This window comes from Pseudomonas sp. Marseille-Q5117 (assembly GCF_946901175.1).
Classification (GTDB): domain Bacteria; phylum Pseudomonadota; class Gammaproteobacteria; order Pseudomonadales; family Pseudomonadaceae; genus Aquipseudomonas; species Aquipseudomonas iranensis.
This window is the reverse complement of record NZ_CAMPPP010000008.1, coordinates 219,829-235,174: the sequence shown is the minus strand read 5'-3', so window position 1 is coordinate 235,174 and position 15,346 is coordinate 219,829. Positions and strand designations below refer to the sequence as shown.

Below are 15,346 nucleotides of genomic sequence, written 5' to 3'. Positions count from 1 at the left end.
GGAGAGGGCTGGGCGGGCGGCGTTCCGATGAGGGGCGAATCCAACGCAGATCCAAAGCAGACCACACGCTTTTCACCACTCAACAATGAGCGTTAGCTCGCGTGCTTTTGATCTTGACTCACCGGCGACGTCGGAAGGCTGAGTGGAGGGATTGATCCGGGGGTGGGAGCGCAGCGACCGTCTGGCGCAGCCAGACACAGCGGAAGGAGGTGCAGCGAAGCAAACCGGAGCCGCTGCGCCCGGATCAGTCCCGGAGCGAAGGAACCCGAGCCTGCGAGGGCCGAACGCAGGAGCAAGCCTTTTGGGTTACCTTTTCGGCGTTTGGAAAAGGTGACTCGCCGTAAGGGCGAAACCCTAAGCCGCCGTTACCGCAGCAACGGATATACACCCAAAATCACCCGATAACCGCCCACAAAAAAACGCCCCAATCTCTCAACCAGGGCGTTTTCTTGAAGCTTACAGCTTACATCTGATCTCTTAGTGCGAAACCGCCCCACTCGCCCCCAACCCGGTCTGCGAACGCACAAACTGCGGGAAGAACAGCGCCCGCTCATTGTCCGCAGCCGCCGACTTGTCGGTAATCGAGAAGAACCAGATCCCGATAAAGGCAATCATCATCGAGAACAGCGCCGGATATTCGTAAGGGAAGATCGCCTTCTCGTGATGCAGAATCTGCACCCAGATGGTCGGGCCGAGGATCATCAGACCAACAGCACTCACCAGACCCAGCCAGCCACCAATCATCGCGCCGCGAGTGGTCAGCTTCTTCCAGTACATCGAAAGCAGCAGTACCGGGAAGTTGCAGCTCGCCGCAATCGAGAACGCCAGGCCGACCATGAACGCGATGTTCTGGCTTTCGAACAGAATGCCCAGACCAATCGCCAGCACCGCCAGGGCGATGGTGGTGATCTTCGACACGCGAATCTCATCCTTCTCGTTGGCTTTGCCCTTCTTGATCACACTGGCGTACAGGTCGTGAGAAACCGCCGAAGCACCCGCCAGCGTCAGACCGGCTACCACAGCCAGAATGGTGGCGAACGCCACTGCCGAGATGAAGCCAAGGAAGATACTGCCGCCCACCGCGTTGGCCAGGTGCACCGCCGCCATGTTGTTGCCGCCGAGCAAGGCGCCCGCTGCATCCTTGAAGGCCGGGTTGGTGCTGACCAGCAGGATCGCGCCGAAGCCGATGATGAAGGTCAGGATGTAGAAGTAGCCAATGAAACCGGTAGCGTACAGCACGCTCTTGCGCGCTTCTTTTGCGTCACTCACAGTGAAGAAGCGCATCAGAATGTGCGGCAGGCCAGCGGTACCGAACATCAGTGCCAGACCCAGCGAGAACGCCGAAATCGGATCCTTGACCAGACCGCCCGGGCTCATGATCGCTTCGCCCTTGGCGTGAACCTTGATCGCTTCGGAGAACAGCGTGTTGAAGTCGAAGCCGACGTGCTTCATCACCATCAGCGCCATGAACGAGGCACCGGACAGCAGCAACACTGCCTTGATGATCTGCACCCAAGTGGTCGCGAGCATGCCGCCGAACAGCACATACATGCACATCAGCACGCCGACCAGAATCACCGCAACGTGGTAATCGAGGCCGAACAGCAGCTGGATCAGCTTGCCGGCACCGACCATTTGCGCGATCAGGTAGAACGCCACTACCACCAGCGAACCGCAGGCGGACAGGGTGCGGATCTGGGTTTGCCCGAGGCGGTAGGACGCCACGTCGGCAAAGGTGTATTTACCCAGGTTGCGCAGGCGTTCGGCGATCAGGAACAGAATGATCGGCCAGCCCACGAGGAAGCCGATCGAGTAGATCAGGCCGTCGTAGCCGGAGGTGAACACCAGCGCGGAAATACCCAGGAAGGACGCCGCCGACATGTAGTCGCCAGCGATCGCCAGGCCGTTCTGGAAACCGGTGATCTTGCCGCCCGCCGCGTAGTAGTCGGCGGCCGAATTGTTTTTCTTCGAAGCCCAGTAGGTGATGTACAACGTCGCGCCGACGAAGGCCACGAACATCAGGATCGCCGGGATGTTCAGCGGCTGCTTGGCCACCTCCCCCGTCAACGCGTCAGCCGCCCAGACACTCGGCGCGAAAGCCGCAACACTCAATAGAGCCAGTAGACGCCGGATCATTGCTGAGCCTCCTTGAGAATCGCATTGTTCAGGTCGTCGAACTCGCCATTGGCGCGGCGCACGTAGATGCCGGTCAGGACGAAGGCTGAAATGATCAGGCCGACACCGATCGGGATGCCCCAAGTGATCGAGGATTCAGGACTGAGTTTCGCCCCGAGCACGTGCGGCCCGTATGCGATCAGCAGGATGAATGCGGAGTACAGCCCGAGCATGATTGCCGAGAGAATCCAGGCGAATCGTTCCCTTTTCTGAACCAGCTCCTTGAATCGGGGACTGTTTTGAATCGAGAGGTAAATGCTGTCGTTCATTGTTTTTATCCTCGCAGCACAAATTATTGTTGGAACGTAGCTAATGTATGCGGCTGCGAGAGAGGTTCCAGACGACCTTAGTAGTAGATGGCCATGATGTTCTGGCCATTTTCAAGCACACACAAAAACAACTGTGGGAGCGAGCCTGCTCGCGAAGGCGTCGTATCAGTCGATATTGCATCAACTGACAGATTGCATTCGCGAGCAGGCTCGCTCCCACAGGGGTGTGGCGGTGTTGAAATTATTTGGTCCAGTCAGCTACACGATCCGGGTGTTTGGCCACCCAGTCCTTGGCCGCTGCATCAGGCTTGGCGCCGTCCTGGATCGCCAGCATGACTTCGCCGATTTCGTCTTTCGACGCCCACTGGAAGTTTTTCAGGAATTTGGCCACTTCCGGCGCCTTGGCGTCCAGGCCTTTGCTGCCGATGCTGTTGACGGTTTCAGCCTGGCCATACACGCCTTTCGGGTCGTCGAGGAAGCGCAGTTTCCACTTGGCGAACATCCAGTGCGGCACCCAACCGGTGACAGCGATGGATTCGTTCTTCTTCTCGGCGCGGGTCAGCTCGGCAATCATGCCGGCGCCGGAACTGGCCTTGAGGCTGTACTTGTCCAGACCGTAATCCTTGATCGCCTGATCGGTCTTGAGCATTACGCCTGAACCGGCGTCGATGCCGACAATGCGGTTTTTGAAGGTATCGTCGGTTTTCAGGTCTTCGATCGATTTGGCTTTGACGTACTCCGGCACGATCAGGCCAATCTTCGCGTCCTTGAAGTTCGGGCCGTAATCGACGACCTGATCCTTGTTTTTCGTCCAGTAGTCACCGTGGGTCACGGGCAGCCAGGCCGAGAGCATCGCATCGAGTTTGCCGGTGGCCACGCCCTGCCACATGATCCCGGTGGCGACGGCTTGCAGCTTCACGTCATAACCGAGCTTCTGTTTGATCACTTCGGCCGCCACGTGGGTGGTCGCGACGCTGTCGGACCAGCCGTCAACGTAACCGATGTTCAGGGTCTGTTTTTCAGCGTTGGCGAAAGTGGAACTCATCGCAAGCGCCAGAGCGGCACCTGCGCCTAAAAGTCGTCGCATCTTCATCGTTTACTTCCCCGAAATGCTGCGCCCGACGGATGCCGAGCATCGTCAACGTATTGTTATGGTGCACAGCGCCCCCATCACGCCGGACCTCACACACCGAACATCAGCCGATTTTTCAAAAAGGGTACTGATGGTTTGATCATCAACCTCAAGCGGCCGGCGACCTGCTCTGTCAGCGACCTCAAGGCAGCGAGAAACGACATCAGAAAGCCATTAATCAAGCGCGATTAATTGACGCCAGACAATCCGCCCGAACTTTGCATGTACAACGCCTGCGAGCCACCTGCCCTTGTATAAATGCAGGTAACATGCGTCGCTTTGCAGCCACTCGGCCTGACCATGTCCGCAACGTCCCGATTTCCTTTTCTGCCTTATCTGTTCGCCTGCCTGCTCGGGCTCCTGGCCCTTGGCGGTTTCTGGTATGGCCTCGGCCAACCGGTGATCCTGCCGGACGCTGCAACGCCGACACACAAATTGCAGTGCGCCTCCTATACGCCGTTCGACAAAGACCAATCGCCGTTCGACGTGCCGTTCAAATTGCGCCCGGAGCGCATGGACGCCGACCTCGCGCTGCTGGCGACGCGCTTTGAATGCATCCGCACCTACTCGATGACCGGCCTCGACGCCCTGCCCGATCTGGCGCGCAAACACGGTCTGAAGTTGATGATCGGCGCCTGGGTCAACAGCAACCCGGTCGACACCGAACAGGAAGTCGAGCTGCTGATCAAATCGGCCAATGCCAACCCCGACGTGGTCACAGCCGTAATCGTCGGCAACGAGGCACTGCTGCGCAAAGAGGTCACCGGCGCGCAACTGGCCCGGCTGATCAACAAGGTCAAAAGCCAGGTCAAGCAACCGGTGACCTACGCCGACGTCTGGGAATTCTGGCTCAAGCATCCGGAAATTGCCCCGGCCGTGGACTTTCTGACCATTCACTTGCTGCCGTACTGGGAAGACGATCCGTCGAACATCGACGTGGCGCTGCGGCATGTGGCGGATGTGCGTCAGGTGTTCGGCAACAAATTCGCGCCCAAAGACGTGATGATTGGCGAAACCGGCTGGCCGAGCGAAGGCCGCCAGCGTGAAACAGCCGTACCGAGCCGGGTCAACGAGGCAAAATTCATTCGTGGATTCGTGGCGATGGCCGAGCAGGAAGGCTGGCGTTATAACCTGATCGAAGCCTTCGATCAGCCGTGGAAGCGCGGCAGTGAAGGCGCGGTCGGCGGCTATTGGGGGCTGTTCGATGCCGATCGGCAGGACAAGGGCGTGCTCGCCGGGCCGGTGAGCAATGTGCCGTACTGGAAAGAGTGGCTGGCGGTCGGCGGATTGATTTTCCTTGGCACGCTGATGCTTGGTGGACGCGTGCGCAGCACACGTTCGGCGCTTTTGCTGCCACTGCTGGGCGCGGTCGCTGCTTGCTCGATTGGCGCCTGGGGCGATCTGGCTCGATTGACCACACGATTTGCCGGTGAATGGCTGTGGGTCGGACTGCTGACCGGTTTGAATCTATTGGTTCTCGCGCATGCGACGTTGACGTTGAGCGCGCGTAACGGTTGGCGGGCAGGCGCATTCGACTTCCTCGAGCGGCGCGCCGGCTGGCTGGTCGTGGCGGCCAGTTTTGCCGCGGCGGTGATGATGCTGGAGATGGTCTTCGATCCGCGCTATCGCAGTTTCGCCAGCATGGCGTTCGTGCTGCCGGCGCTGGTCTACCTGTGCCGCCCGGTGAGCGTGCCGCGTCGGGAGATTGCTCTGCTGACCTTTTTCATCGGCGCTGGGATTGCACCGCAGTTGTATCAGGAAGGGCTGCTGAATCAGCAGGCGTGGGGTTGGGCGCTGGTCAGTGGCTTGATGGTGGTGGCGTTGTGGCGCTGTCTGCGGGTTCGCAAGGCCTGATTTCGGGGCCGTCGAAATCGCCATCGCTGGCAAGCCAGCTCCCACAGGATTTCTGCTGCACACAAATGTTGTGTTTACCTCAATCCCTGTGGGAGCGGGCTTGCCCGCGATGACTGTCAGGCGCTGCGGGACTCGCGGACCAGGCGCAACCCGGCAATCACCACCGCAAACACCGCCAACGTCGTGTTGTACAACGCCAATGCCGGCAGGCCGAACACCAGCGCCAGCACCGCCAGCCACCACCCTGCCCGTCCCGGCACGACAAACGCCAATACCGCCGCGCCCACCGCCGCCCAGCCCAACACCTTGAAATGAATCATCAGCCCGAGGTTCGAGCGCACTACGCATTCCCAGCGGCTGGCCTCGTCGACACAGATGCCCACCCACTGCCCGTCTTCCATGAAGCCATAGCGCGCGGCATAACTGGCGGCCAGCCACAGCGGCAACAAAACAAGCAGCACAATCACGGGCAAGCGGCGGGACATGGGGCACTCCAATCTGCGGAAATCGGCGGCCAGCTTAATCTGCCGACCGGCATTCGCAAGCACTAACAACTGTTAACTGTTCAGCAAGCCCTCGCAACGTGTATCGTCCAGCTACTATTACCCCGAATTCCGCCTGTTTGGTGCCGCAGCATGGCACTTTGGCGCACGGCCGGTGGTCATAGCCTGCGAACTTCAATCGGCACCTTCCTCTAAGGGATCTAGTCATGCTCCGTTCCTTGCGCTTCGCCGCGCTGTTCAGCGGCCTTATCTTGAGTGCGTCCGCGCTGGCGGTGGATATCGACGCCGCCAGCTATGGCTACCCGCTGACCAACCCGTTCGAGGCGACGATCGCCACGACCCCACCGGACCTGCGTCCGGAGTTGCCGCTGGACGACGACATCAATCAAACGGACCGCAGCCTCACCCTGCGCCCGGAGCGTGAATTCCAGCTGCCGGACAATTTCTGGGCAGTGAAGAAGCTCACTTACCGCATCGCCACGCAGGACAAACCGGCGCCGCTGATCTTCCTGATCGCCGGCACCGGTGCGCGCTTTGACAGCACGCTCAACGAATACCTGAAAAAGCTGTATTACAAGGCCGGCTACCATGTCGTGCAGTTGTCGTCGCCGACCAGCTTCGACTTCATCAGCGCCGCCTCGCGTTTCGCCACCCCGGGCGTGACCAAGGAAGATGCCGAAGACATGTATCGGGTGATGCAGGCCGTGCGGGCGCAGAACCCGAAACTGCCGGTCACCGAGTACTATCTGACCGGTTACAGCCTCGGCGCCCTTGATGCTGCATTCGTCGCGCATCTGGACGAGACGCGCCGCAGCTTCAATTTCAAGAAAGTCCTGTTGCTGAACCCGCCGGTCAACCTCTATACCTCGGTGACCAACCTCGACAAGCTGGTACAGACCGAGGTGAAAGGCATCAACAACAGCACCACCTTCTACGAACTGGTACTGACCAAGCTGACCCGCTACTTCCAGCAGAAAGGCTACATCGACCTCAACGATGCGCTGCTGTATGACTTCCAGCAGTCCAAGCAGCACCTGACCAACGAACAGATGGCCATGCTGATTGGCACGTCGTTCCGCTTCTCGGCAGCCGACATTGCCTACACCTCGGACCTGGTCAACCGTCGCGGTCTGATTACCCCGCCGAAATTCCCGATCACCGAAGGCACCAGCCTCACGCCGTTCCTCAAGCGTGCGCTGCAATGCGATTTCGACTGCTACATCACCGAGCAGGTCATTCCGATGTGGCGCGCGCGCACTGACGGCGGCAGCCTGCTGCAACTGATCGATCAGGTCAGCCTGTATGCGCTCAAGGATTACCTGCACGACAGCCCGAAAATCGCCGTCATGCACAACGCCGACGACGTCATCCTCGGCCCTGGCGACCTGGGCTTCCTGCGTAAAACCTTCGGTGATCGCCTGACCGTTTATCCACTGGGCGGCCACTGCGGCAACCTTAACTATCGCGTCAACAGCGACGCCATGCTGGAGTTCTTCCGTGGCTAAATATCTCCTGCTGATTGCAGCGTTCCTCTGTGCAGGCGTGGCCCAGGCCGACAACAGTAAAGCCGATGCCCCGGTAGTGGTCGACAGCGACGGCTTCAAGGAACCGCTGACCAAACTCAAGTTCAACCCGGGCCTGGACCAGCGCGAGTTCGAACGTTCGACGCTCAACGCGCTGAACGTCTATGACCCGCTGGAATCGTGGAACCGCCGGGTCTACCACTTCAACTATCGCTTCGACCAGTGGGTGTTCCTGCCGGTAGTCGATGGCTATCGCTACATCACGCCAAGCTTTGTGCGTACCGGGGTGAGCAACTTCTTCAACAACATTGGTGACGTGCCGAACCTGGTCAACAGCCTGTTGCAGTTCAAGGGCCAGCGCTCGATGGAAACCACCGCGCGCCTGCTGCTCAACACCACCATCGGCATCGCCGGCCTGTGGGACCCGGCCACCGCCATGGGCCTTCCGCGCCAGAACGAAGACTTCGGTCAGACCCTGGGCTTCTACGGCGTACCGGGCGGCGCCTACTTCGTACTGCCGATCTTCGGCCCGTCGAACATCCGCGACACCGCAGGTCTGGCCGTGGATTACACCGCCGACACTGCGATCAACTTCCTCAACGTCGCCGAAGTCAGCTCCAACCACCCGGAAGTCTGGGCCTTGCGTGCGATCGACAAGCGCTACCAGACCAGCTTCCGCTACGGCCAGATGAACTCGCCGTTCGAGTACGAGAAAGTGCGGTACGTGTATACCGAGGCGCGCAAGTTGCAGATCGCCGAGTAAATCGGCTGCCGCAAAACACTGTGGGAGCGAGCCTGCTCGCGAACGCGGAGTTTCAGTCAACATCGATATTGACTGGACTACCGCATTCGCGAGCAGGCTCGCTCCCACATTTGTTATGTGTTGCTGGTTAACCCTTCAGCGCTTTCCAGAGCTTGCCTACGACCGAAACCAATACCAACACCGCTGCGCCAGCAATAATCCCCGCAACACCATTGAGCAGCATCGGCACGACGAACCCGGCGCTCCCTGCCGCTGCGCCAACACCTTCGATCCAGTGATGCAGCACCGGCACGCCATGGGTCAGGATGCCGCCGCCGACCAGGAACATCGCTGCCGTGCCAACCACCGACAGGGTTTTCATCATGTACGGCGCGGCGCTGAGAATGCCGCCGCCGATCTTTTTCGCCATCTGCCCGGGCTTCTGTGTCAGCCACAGCCCCAGATCGTCGAGTTTGACGATGCCCGCCACCAAACCGTAAACGCCCACGGTCATGACAATGGCGATGCCGGACATGACCACCACTTGCTGCGTCAGCGAGGCATCTGCCACGGTGCCGAGAGTGATGGCGATGATTTCTGCCGAAAGAATGAAGTCAGTGCGGATTGCGCCTTTGATCTTGTCCTTCTCGAACGCCACCAGATCGGTCGCCGGATCGGCCACTGCTTCGGTCAACTGCGTGTGCTCTGCCTCGTCTTCCTCTTTGCTGTGCAGAAACTTGTGCGCGAGCTTCTCGAAACCCTCGAAGCACAGGTACGCGCCGCCGACCATCAACAGCGGCGTCACCAGCCACGGTACGAAAGCGCTGATCGCCAATGCCGACGGCACGAGGATCAGTTTGTTGACGAACGAGCCCTTGGCCACCGCCCAGACCACGGGAATTTCCCGCTCGGCGCGCACGCCCGATACCTGCTGGGCATTGAGCGCCAGATCATCACCGAGCACTCCGGCGGTCTTCTTCGCGGCCATCTTGGTCATCAACGCAACGTCATCCAGAACGGTGGCGATGTCATCGATCAGCACCAGCAAACTGCTTCCTGCCATGAATCCTGTTTCCTTCTGTGTATGAATGTTGCCAAGCATAACGCGACCGCCGGCCACAGGCTGCATTGTTGAGCGCCGCTCAAGGCCGGTGCTACCATGCGCCACCGCCAGAACAGGCAAGGAACCACCGGGTTTATGAGTACAATCCGCGAGCGTAACAAAGAACTGATCCTGCGCGCCGCCAGCGAAGAGTTTGCCGACAAGGGCTTCGCGGCGACCAAAACCAGCGACATCGCCGCCAAGGCGGGATTGCCCAAGCCCAACGTCTACTACTACTTCAAATCCAAGGAAAACCTCTACCGCGAGGTGCTGGAAAGCATCATCGAGCCGATTCTGCAGGCCTCGACCCCGTTCAACCCGGACGGTGTGCCGAGCGAGGTGCTGAGCGGCTACATCCGCTCGAAGATCCGCATCTCCCGCGACCTGCCCTACGCCTCCAAGGTGTTCGCCAGCGAAATCATGCACGGCGCCCCGCACCTGAGCGCCGACCTGGTCGAGCAGCTCAACGCCCAGGCCAAGCACAACATCGCCTGCATCCAGAGCTGGATCGACCGCGGCCAGATCGCCCCGATCGACCCCAACCACCTGATGTTCAGCATCTGGGCCGCGACCCAGACCTACGCCGACTTCGACTGGCAGATTTCCGCAGTGACCGGGAAGGACAAGCTTGATGAAGCGGATTATGAAGCGGCAGCGCAGACGATTATCCGGTTGGTGTTGAAGGGGTGTGAGCCGGATCACTGAGATCGGGGGAACCGCTTCGCGAGCAGGCTCGCTCCCACATTTGGAATGCATTCTCCTGTGGGAGCGAGCCTGCTCGCGAATAGCCGCACCGCACACCTCAACTCATAACCAGATCGAATCCCACAACGGATAGTCGCCAAGGCTTTTGACCAGCCCTGCCCGCAATGGGTTGGCAATGACATACCGCGCCATCTTCACCAGATTCTCCTCTTTACGCAGTGCACGGTCATGGAAGCCAGGTTGCCAAAGGCTGGTCTTTCGGCCGGTCGAAAGCTTTACCGCTTTGGTGCTGAGGGATTTGGTTCGCTGCATCAATTCGCCGAGCGAGCCACTCTTCAATTCAATCAGCCAGGGAAAATGATCTGGCATTACGACCCAAGCCAGAGAATTGGCCAATCCCGTTTCCTCAGCTGCCCGGAATTGGCTTACAAGCATTCTGCCAAGGAAGAAATCGCTGAATACGGGTTCTCTCCCGGCGGTATTGGCGGTCAGAAGGTAAATGCGGTTGTGTTCTGAATAACGTCCGATGCGCAAGCGATGTGAAGCAGATAAACCCGGCATTCCGTTGCCTTCTCACAGGTTGATCATGAGAAGGCTAGCCGTGGCGATGGCAAGGGGAGCGTCAGACTTTTAGCAAGATGTGTAGCGCAGATCCTATTCGCGAGCAGGCTCGCTCCCACAGGGGCTTTCGAACACTCGAACATTTTGTGTCCAACCCAAACTCAATGTGGGAGCGAGCCTGCTCGCGAAAGCGGTTATTCAGACACTGACATTCAAACAGCCACCCCGCCATCCGCCCGCAAATCCAGCGCCTCCACCGCTCTGATCGCCACCTGCTCATCCACATCCGACAAATCCCCACTGATCCCGATCGCGCCGAGCACTTCGCCGGCCTGGTTGCGAATCAATACGCCACCCGGTGCCGGCACTACGCTGCCCTGCCCCATGCTGTTCAACGAAGAAAAAAACGCCGGGCGTTGTTGGGCGTCCTGGGCGAGCAGGCGGGAGCCTTTACCCAAGGCGATGGCGCCCCAGGCCTTGCCGATGGCGATGTCGGGGCGCAGCAGGCTGGCGCCGTCTTCGCGTTGCAGGGCGATCAAGTGGCCACCGGTATCGAGTACCGCGATGGTCAGCGGTGCGGCGTTGATGCCGCGTCCTGCGTTGATGGCTTCGCTGACCAGGTTGACTGCGACTTTCAAGGTTAAAGCGCTCATGGTGCCGTCCTCATTTTGTTATAGGGAAAGTCGTGGGACTGCGCGTTTGTGCCGCAGTCCGATGTCACAAATAGAACACAATGAGTTATTTTTTTGTATACAATAATTCTCGAAAAGCGCTACATGCGACGAAAAGCCACAGCACATCGGGCTTCCGACGAATGAAACAGGCGCTTGAGAAAATGGATTGACCTGCGCCGTCCGCCGTGAATACACTCTGCGCAAAGCCACTTGTATACAATTACAAAACGTAAAGAGGCACAAAACCATGAGCAAAATGAGATCAATCGAAGCCGCCGTTCTGGTGATGCGCCGCGAAGGGGTTGATACCGCTTTTGGCATCCCGGGCGCAGCGATCAACCCGCTGTACTCCGCCTTGCAGAAGGTCGGTGGCATCGATCACGTCCTTGCTCGCCACGTTGAAGGCGCCTCGCACATGGCCGAGGGCTACACCCGCACCAAGGCCGGCAACATCGGCGTGTGCATCGGCACGTCCGGCCCGGCCGGTACCGACATGGTCACCGGGCTCTACAGCGCCTCGGCCGACTCGATTCCAATCCTCTGCATCACAGGGCAAGCACCCCGCGCCCGTATGCACAAGGAAGACTTCCAGGCTGTCGACATCACCAGCATCGTCAAGCCAGTGACCAAGTGGGCGACCACCGTTCTGGAGCCGGGCCAAGTGCCTTACGCGTTCCAGAAAGCCTTTTATGAAATGCGCTCCGGCCGTCCAGGCCCGGTGCTGATCGATCTGCCGTTCGACGTGCAGATGGCCGAGATCGAATTCGACATCGACGCTTACCAACCGCTGCCATTGGCCAAACCGACCGCAACTCGCGTACAGGTCGAGAAGGCTCTGGCACTGCTGGATCAGGCCGAGCGTCCATTGCTGGTCGCAGGTGGCGGCATCATCAACGCCGACGCCAGCGATCTGCTGGTTGAATTCGCTGAGCTGACCGGCATCCCGGTCATCCCGACCCTGATGGGCTGGGGCACCATCCCTGACGACCACCCGCTGATGGTCGGCATGGTCGGTCTGCAGACTTCGCACCGTTACGGCAACGCGACGATGCTCAAATCCGACGTGGTGCTGGGCATTGGTAACCGTTGGGCCAACCGCCACACCGGTTCGGTTGACGTCTACACCGAAGGTCGCAAGTTCATTCACGTCGACATCGAAGGCACGCAGATCGGCCGCGTGTTCACGCCGGATCTGGGCATCGTTTCCGACGCCGCCGCAGCGCTGACCGCGTTCATCGAAGTCGCCCGTGAATGGCAAGCCGCCGGCAAGCTGAAGAACCGCAGCGCCTGGCTGCAGGATTGCCAGCAGCGCAAGGCCAGCCTGCATCGCAAGACCCACTTCGACAACGTGCCGGTCAAGCCGCAGCGCGTTTACGAAGAAATGAACCAGGTGTTCGGCAAGGACACCTGCTACGTCAGCACCATTGGTCTGTCGCAGATTGCCGGCGCGCAGTTCCTGCACGTCTACAAGCCGCGTCACTGGATCAACTGCGGTCAGGCCGGCCCGTTGGGCTGGACCATTCCGGCGGCGCTGGGCGTGGTGAAGGCCGATCCGAACCGCAAAGTCGTGGCCCTGTCGGGGGACTATGATTTCCAGTTCATGATCGAAGAACTGGCGGTCGGCGCTCAGTTCAAACTGCCGTACATCCACGTAGTGGTGAACAACTCGTACCTGGGCCTGATCCGTCAGGCCCAGCGCGGGTTCGAAATGGACTACTGCGTGCAGCTGTCCTTCGATAACCTGAATGCGCCGGAACTCAACGGTTACGGGGTTGACCACATCGCAGTCGCCGAGGGCCTTGGCTGCAAGGCGCTGCGTGTGTTCGAACCGTCGGAAATCGCCCCTGCCCTGCGCAAGGCCGAACAGATGATCGAAGAGTTCAAGGTGCCGGTGATCGTCGAGATCATTCTGGAGCGTGTGACCAACATCTCCATGGGTACCGAGATCAACGCGGTCAACGAGTTCGAAGACCTGGCACTGGTCGGCAATGACGCGCCGACGGCGATTTCGATGTTGGATTAACTGCTGACTGCTCTCCCTGTGGGAGCGAGCCTGTGTGGTGAGGGGATTTATCCCCGTTAGGGCGCGAAGCGGCCTCAAAACCTGAAACCGCGGCGTATCAGGTACACCGCATACAATGGTTTACGACTGCTTCGCAGCCGAACGGGGATAAATCCCCTCGCCACAGCTCGCTCCCACAGGGGACCTCACAAGATTTACGGGAGACCACCATGCCGCGTTTCGCAGCCAACCTGTCCATGCTGTTCACCGAACAGGATTTCCTTGCCCGTTTCGACGCCGCCGCCAAGGCCGGTTTCAGTGGCGTGGAATACCTGTTCCCGTACGACTTCAGCTCGGCTGAAATCAAGGCAAAACTCGAGGCCAACGGGCTGACCCAAGTGCTGTTCAACCTGCCGGCCGGTGACTGGGCCAAGGGCGAGCGCGGTATTGCCTGCCTGCCGGATCGAGTCGAAGAGTTCCGCGCCGGGGTCGATCTGGCGATCGCTTACGCACAAGTGCTGGGCAACACCCAGGTCAACTGCCTGGCCGGTATTCGCCCGCAAGGCGTTGACGATGCCACCGTGGAGAAGACCTTCGTTGCCAACCTTAAATATGCCGCCGACAAGCTGCAAGCGGTGGGCATCAAACTGGTGATGGAAGCGATCAACACCCGCGACATTCCCGGTTTCTACCTGAACAACACGGCGCAAGCCCTGTCGATTCGCGAGCAGGTCGGCAGCGCCAATCTGTTCCTGCAATACGACATCTACCACATGCAAATCATGGAAGGCGATCTGGCCCGCACCCTGCAATCGCACCTGGGCGAGATCAACCATGTGCAGCTCGCGGACAACCCGGGGCGTAACGAGCCGGGCACTGGTGAGATCAACTACCGCTTCCTGTTCGAACACCTTGATCGCATCGGCTATCAGGGTTGGGTCGGTTGCGAGTACAAACCGCTGACCACCACCGAAGCGGGCCTGGGTTGGTTGAAAACCCATAACGCAATCTAAGAAACACAGCAAATCCCCTGTGGGAGCGAGCCTGCTCGCTCCCACATGAAAAGTAGCTCCCCTATTTGCTTGAGCACGACAAAAACAAGAGGATTTTCTCATGGCTAAAATCGGATTCATCGGCACCGGCATCATGGGCCACCCAATGGCGGCGAACCTGCAGAAAGCCGGTCACAGCCTGTTCCTGTCGCAACACCACGACGCGGCCCCGGCCGATCTGGTCGCCGCTGGCGCCGTCGCCCTGGCCAACCCGCGTGAAGTGGCGCAGGAAGCCGAATTTATCATCGTCATGGTTCCGGATACCCCGCAAGTCGACGACGTGCTGTTCCGCGCCGACGGTGTTGCCGCCGGTATCGGTAAAGGCAAAGTGGTCATCGACATGAGCTCGATTTCACCGACAGCCACCAAAGCCTTCGCCGCCAAGATCAACGAGAAAGGCGCGCAATACCTTGACGCGCCAGTGTCCGGCGGTGAAGTCGGTGCCAAGGCCGCCACCCTGAGCATCATGGTCGGTGGCGACGCCGATGCCTTCGAGCGCGCCCTGCCGCTGTTCCAGGCCATGGGCAAGAACATCACCCTGGTCGGCGGCAATGGCGACGGCCAGACCGCCAAAGTGGCGAACCAGATCATCGTCGCGCTGAACATCCAGGCCGTTGCCGAAGCCCTGCTGTTCGCCTCGAAAAACGGTGCCGATCCGGCCAAGGTGCGTGAAGCGCTGATGGGCGGTTTCGCTTCTTCGAAGATCCTCGAAGTGCATGGCGAGCGCATGATCAAGGGCACCTTCGACCCGGGCTTCCGCATCAGCCTGCATCAGAAGGACCTGAACCTGGCCCTGCAAGGCGCCAAGGAACTGAACATCAACCTGCCGAACACCGCCAATGCCCAGCAGGTATTCAGCACCTGCGCGGCCATCGGTGGCAGCAACTGGGACCACTCGGCGCTGATCAAGGGCCTTGAGCACATGGCCAATTTCTCGATTCGCGACAAAAAATAAAGCCTGCACAAAACCCTGTGGGAGCGAGCCTGCTCGCGAAAGCGGCTTCACATTCAACATCCATGTTGGCTGACATACCGCGTTCGCGAGCAGGCTC

General features: G+C 59.6%; 14 protein-coding genes. 7 read left to right on the top strand and 7 right to left on the bottom strand.

The genetic code is table 11. From position 1 onward, the window contains the following. Positions 1–477: 477 nt before the first annotated feature. From OC605_RS15555 to OC605_RS15545, 3 genes are all read right to left on the bottom strand, one after another. Positions 478–2,136, bottom strand: coding sequence for a cation acetate symporter (locus tag OC605_RS15555; RefSeq protein ID WP_016771015.1), 1,659 nt, complete (start codon positions 2,134–2,136; stop codon positions 478–480). After that, positions 2,133–2,444, bottom strand: a complete 312-nt coding sequence (locus tag OC605_RS15550; protein ID WP_016771016.1) for a DUF485 domain-containing protein — start codon at positions 2,442–2,444, stop codon at positions 2,133–2,135. Before OC605_RS15550 ends, OC605_RS15555 begins: the two co-directional genes overlap by 4 nt. Before the next feature lie 241 nt (positions 2,445–2,685). Then, complete coding sequence (locus OC605_RS15545) at positions 2,686–3,537, bottom strand: glycine betaine ABC transporter substrate-binding protein (protein ID WP_041479599.1); 852 nt, start codon at positions 3,535–3,537, stop codon at positions 2,686–2,688. A gap of 297 nt (positions 3,538–3,834) precedes the next feature. Here OC605_RS15545 and OC605_RS15540 point away from each other — a divergent pair, with 297 nt between their 5' ends. Further along, complete coding sequence (locus OC605_RS15540) at positions 3,835–5,430, top strand: beta (1-6) glucans synthase (RefSeq protein WP_262138007.1); 1,596 nt, start codon at positions 3,835–3,837, stop codon at positions 5,428–5,430. Between the two features lie 116 nt (positions 5,431–5,546). Here the strand turns inward: OC605_RS15540 and OC605_RS15535 are convergent, their stop codons facing one another. Then, the gene (locus OC605_RS15535) at positions 5,547–5,915 is read right to left on the bottom strand and encodes a hypothetical protein (protein WP_039763641.1); all 369 of its coding nucleotides are present in this window, start codon (positions 5,913–5,915) and stop codon (positions 5,547–5,549) included. A 224-nt stretch (positions 5,916–6,139) separates the two neighbouring features. On the opposite strand from OC605_RS15535, the gene OC605_RS15530 reads away from it, so the two are divergent. Both OC605_RS15530 and OC605_RS15525 read left to right on the top strand, forming a co-directional pair. Further along, positions 6,140–7,438: a serine protein kinase PrkA gene (locus OC605_RS15530; protein WP_024012145.1), complete on the top strand. Its 1,299-nt coding sequence runs from the start codon at positions 6,140–6,142 to the stop codon at positions 7,436–7,438. After that, positions 7,431–8,219: a VacJ family lipoprotein gene (locus OC605_RS15525; protein ID WP_024012144.1), complete on the top strand. Its 789-nt coding sequence runs from the start codon at positions 7,431–7,433 to the stop codon at positions 8,217–8,219. The genes OC605_RS15530 and OC605_RS15525 overlap by 8 nt, the downstream gene beginning before the upstream one ends. A 127-nt stretch (positions 8,220–8,346) precedes the next feature. On the opposite strand, the gene OC605_RS15520 is transcribed toward OC605_RS15525, so the two are convergent. Continuing rightward, complete coding sequence (locus OC605_RS15520; RefSeq protein WP_262138004.1) at positions 8,347–9,261, bottom strand: DUF808 domain-containing protein; 915 nt, start codon at positions 9,259–9,261, stop codon at positions 8,347–8,349. Positions 9,262–9,396: 135 nt separating this feature from the next. Here OC605_RS15520 and OC605_RS15515 point away from each other — a divergent pair, with 135 nt between their 5' ends. After that, positions 9,397–10,005, top strand: coding sequence for a TetR/AcrR family transcriptional regulator (locus tag OC605_RS15515; RefSeq protein WP_039763637.1), 609 nt, complete (start codon positions 9,397–9,399; stop codon positions 10,003–10,005). A 102-nt stretch (positions 10,006–10,107) separates the two neighbouring features. Here the strand turns inward: OC605_RS15515 and OC605_RS15510 are convergent, their stop codons facing one another. Both OC605_RS15510 and OC605_RS15505 read right to left on the bottom strand, forming a co-directional pair. Continuing rightward, positions 10,108–10,566 carry an REP-associated tyrosine transposase gene (locus tag OC605_RS15510; RefSeq protein ID WP_262138002.1) on the bottom strand — a complete coding sequence of 153 codons (459 nt, stop codon included), beginning with the start codon at positions 10,564–10,566 and terminating at the stop codon, positions 10,108–10,110. Between the two features lie 212 nt (positions 10,567–10,778). Continuing rightward, entirely contained in the window at positions 10,779–11,219 is a 441-nt protein-coding gene (locus tag OC605_RS15505) for a GlcG/HbpS family heme-binding protein (protein ID WP_130927505.1), read from the bottom strand. 268 nt (positions 11,220–11,487) lie between these two features. On the opposite strand from OC605_RS15505, the gene gcl reads away from it, so the two are divergent. The 3 genes from gcl (at position 11,488) to OC605_RS15490 (ending at position 15,249) form a co-directional block, all read left to right on the top strand. Continuing rightward, positions 11,488–13,263 carry a glyoxylate carboligase gene (gene gcl / locus OC605_RS15500; RefSeq protein WP_262138000.1) on the top strand — a complete coding sequence of 592 codons (1,776 nt, stop codon included), beginning with the start codon at positions 11,488–11,490 and terminating at the stop codon, positions 13,261–13,263. A gap of 209 nt (positions 13,264–13,472) precedes the next feature. Continuing rightward, entirely contained in the window at positions 13,473–14,255 is a 783-nt protein-coding gene (gene hyi, locus OC605_RS15495; protein ID WP_122691603.1) for a hydroxypyruvate isomerase, read from the top strand. 100 nt (positions 14,256–14,355) lie between these two features. Then, positions 14,356–15,249 (top strand): 2-hydroxy-3-oxopropionate reductase, encoded by an 894-nt coding sequence (locus OC605_RS15490; RefSeq protein WP_056783869.1) that lies wholly within the window; start codon positions 14,356–14,358, stop codon positions 15,247–15,249. Positions 15,250–15,346 lie beyond the last annotated feature (97 nt).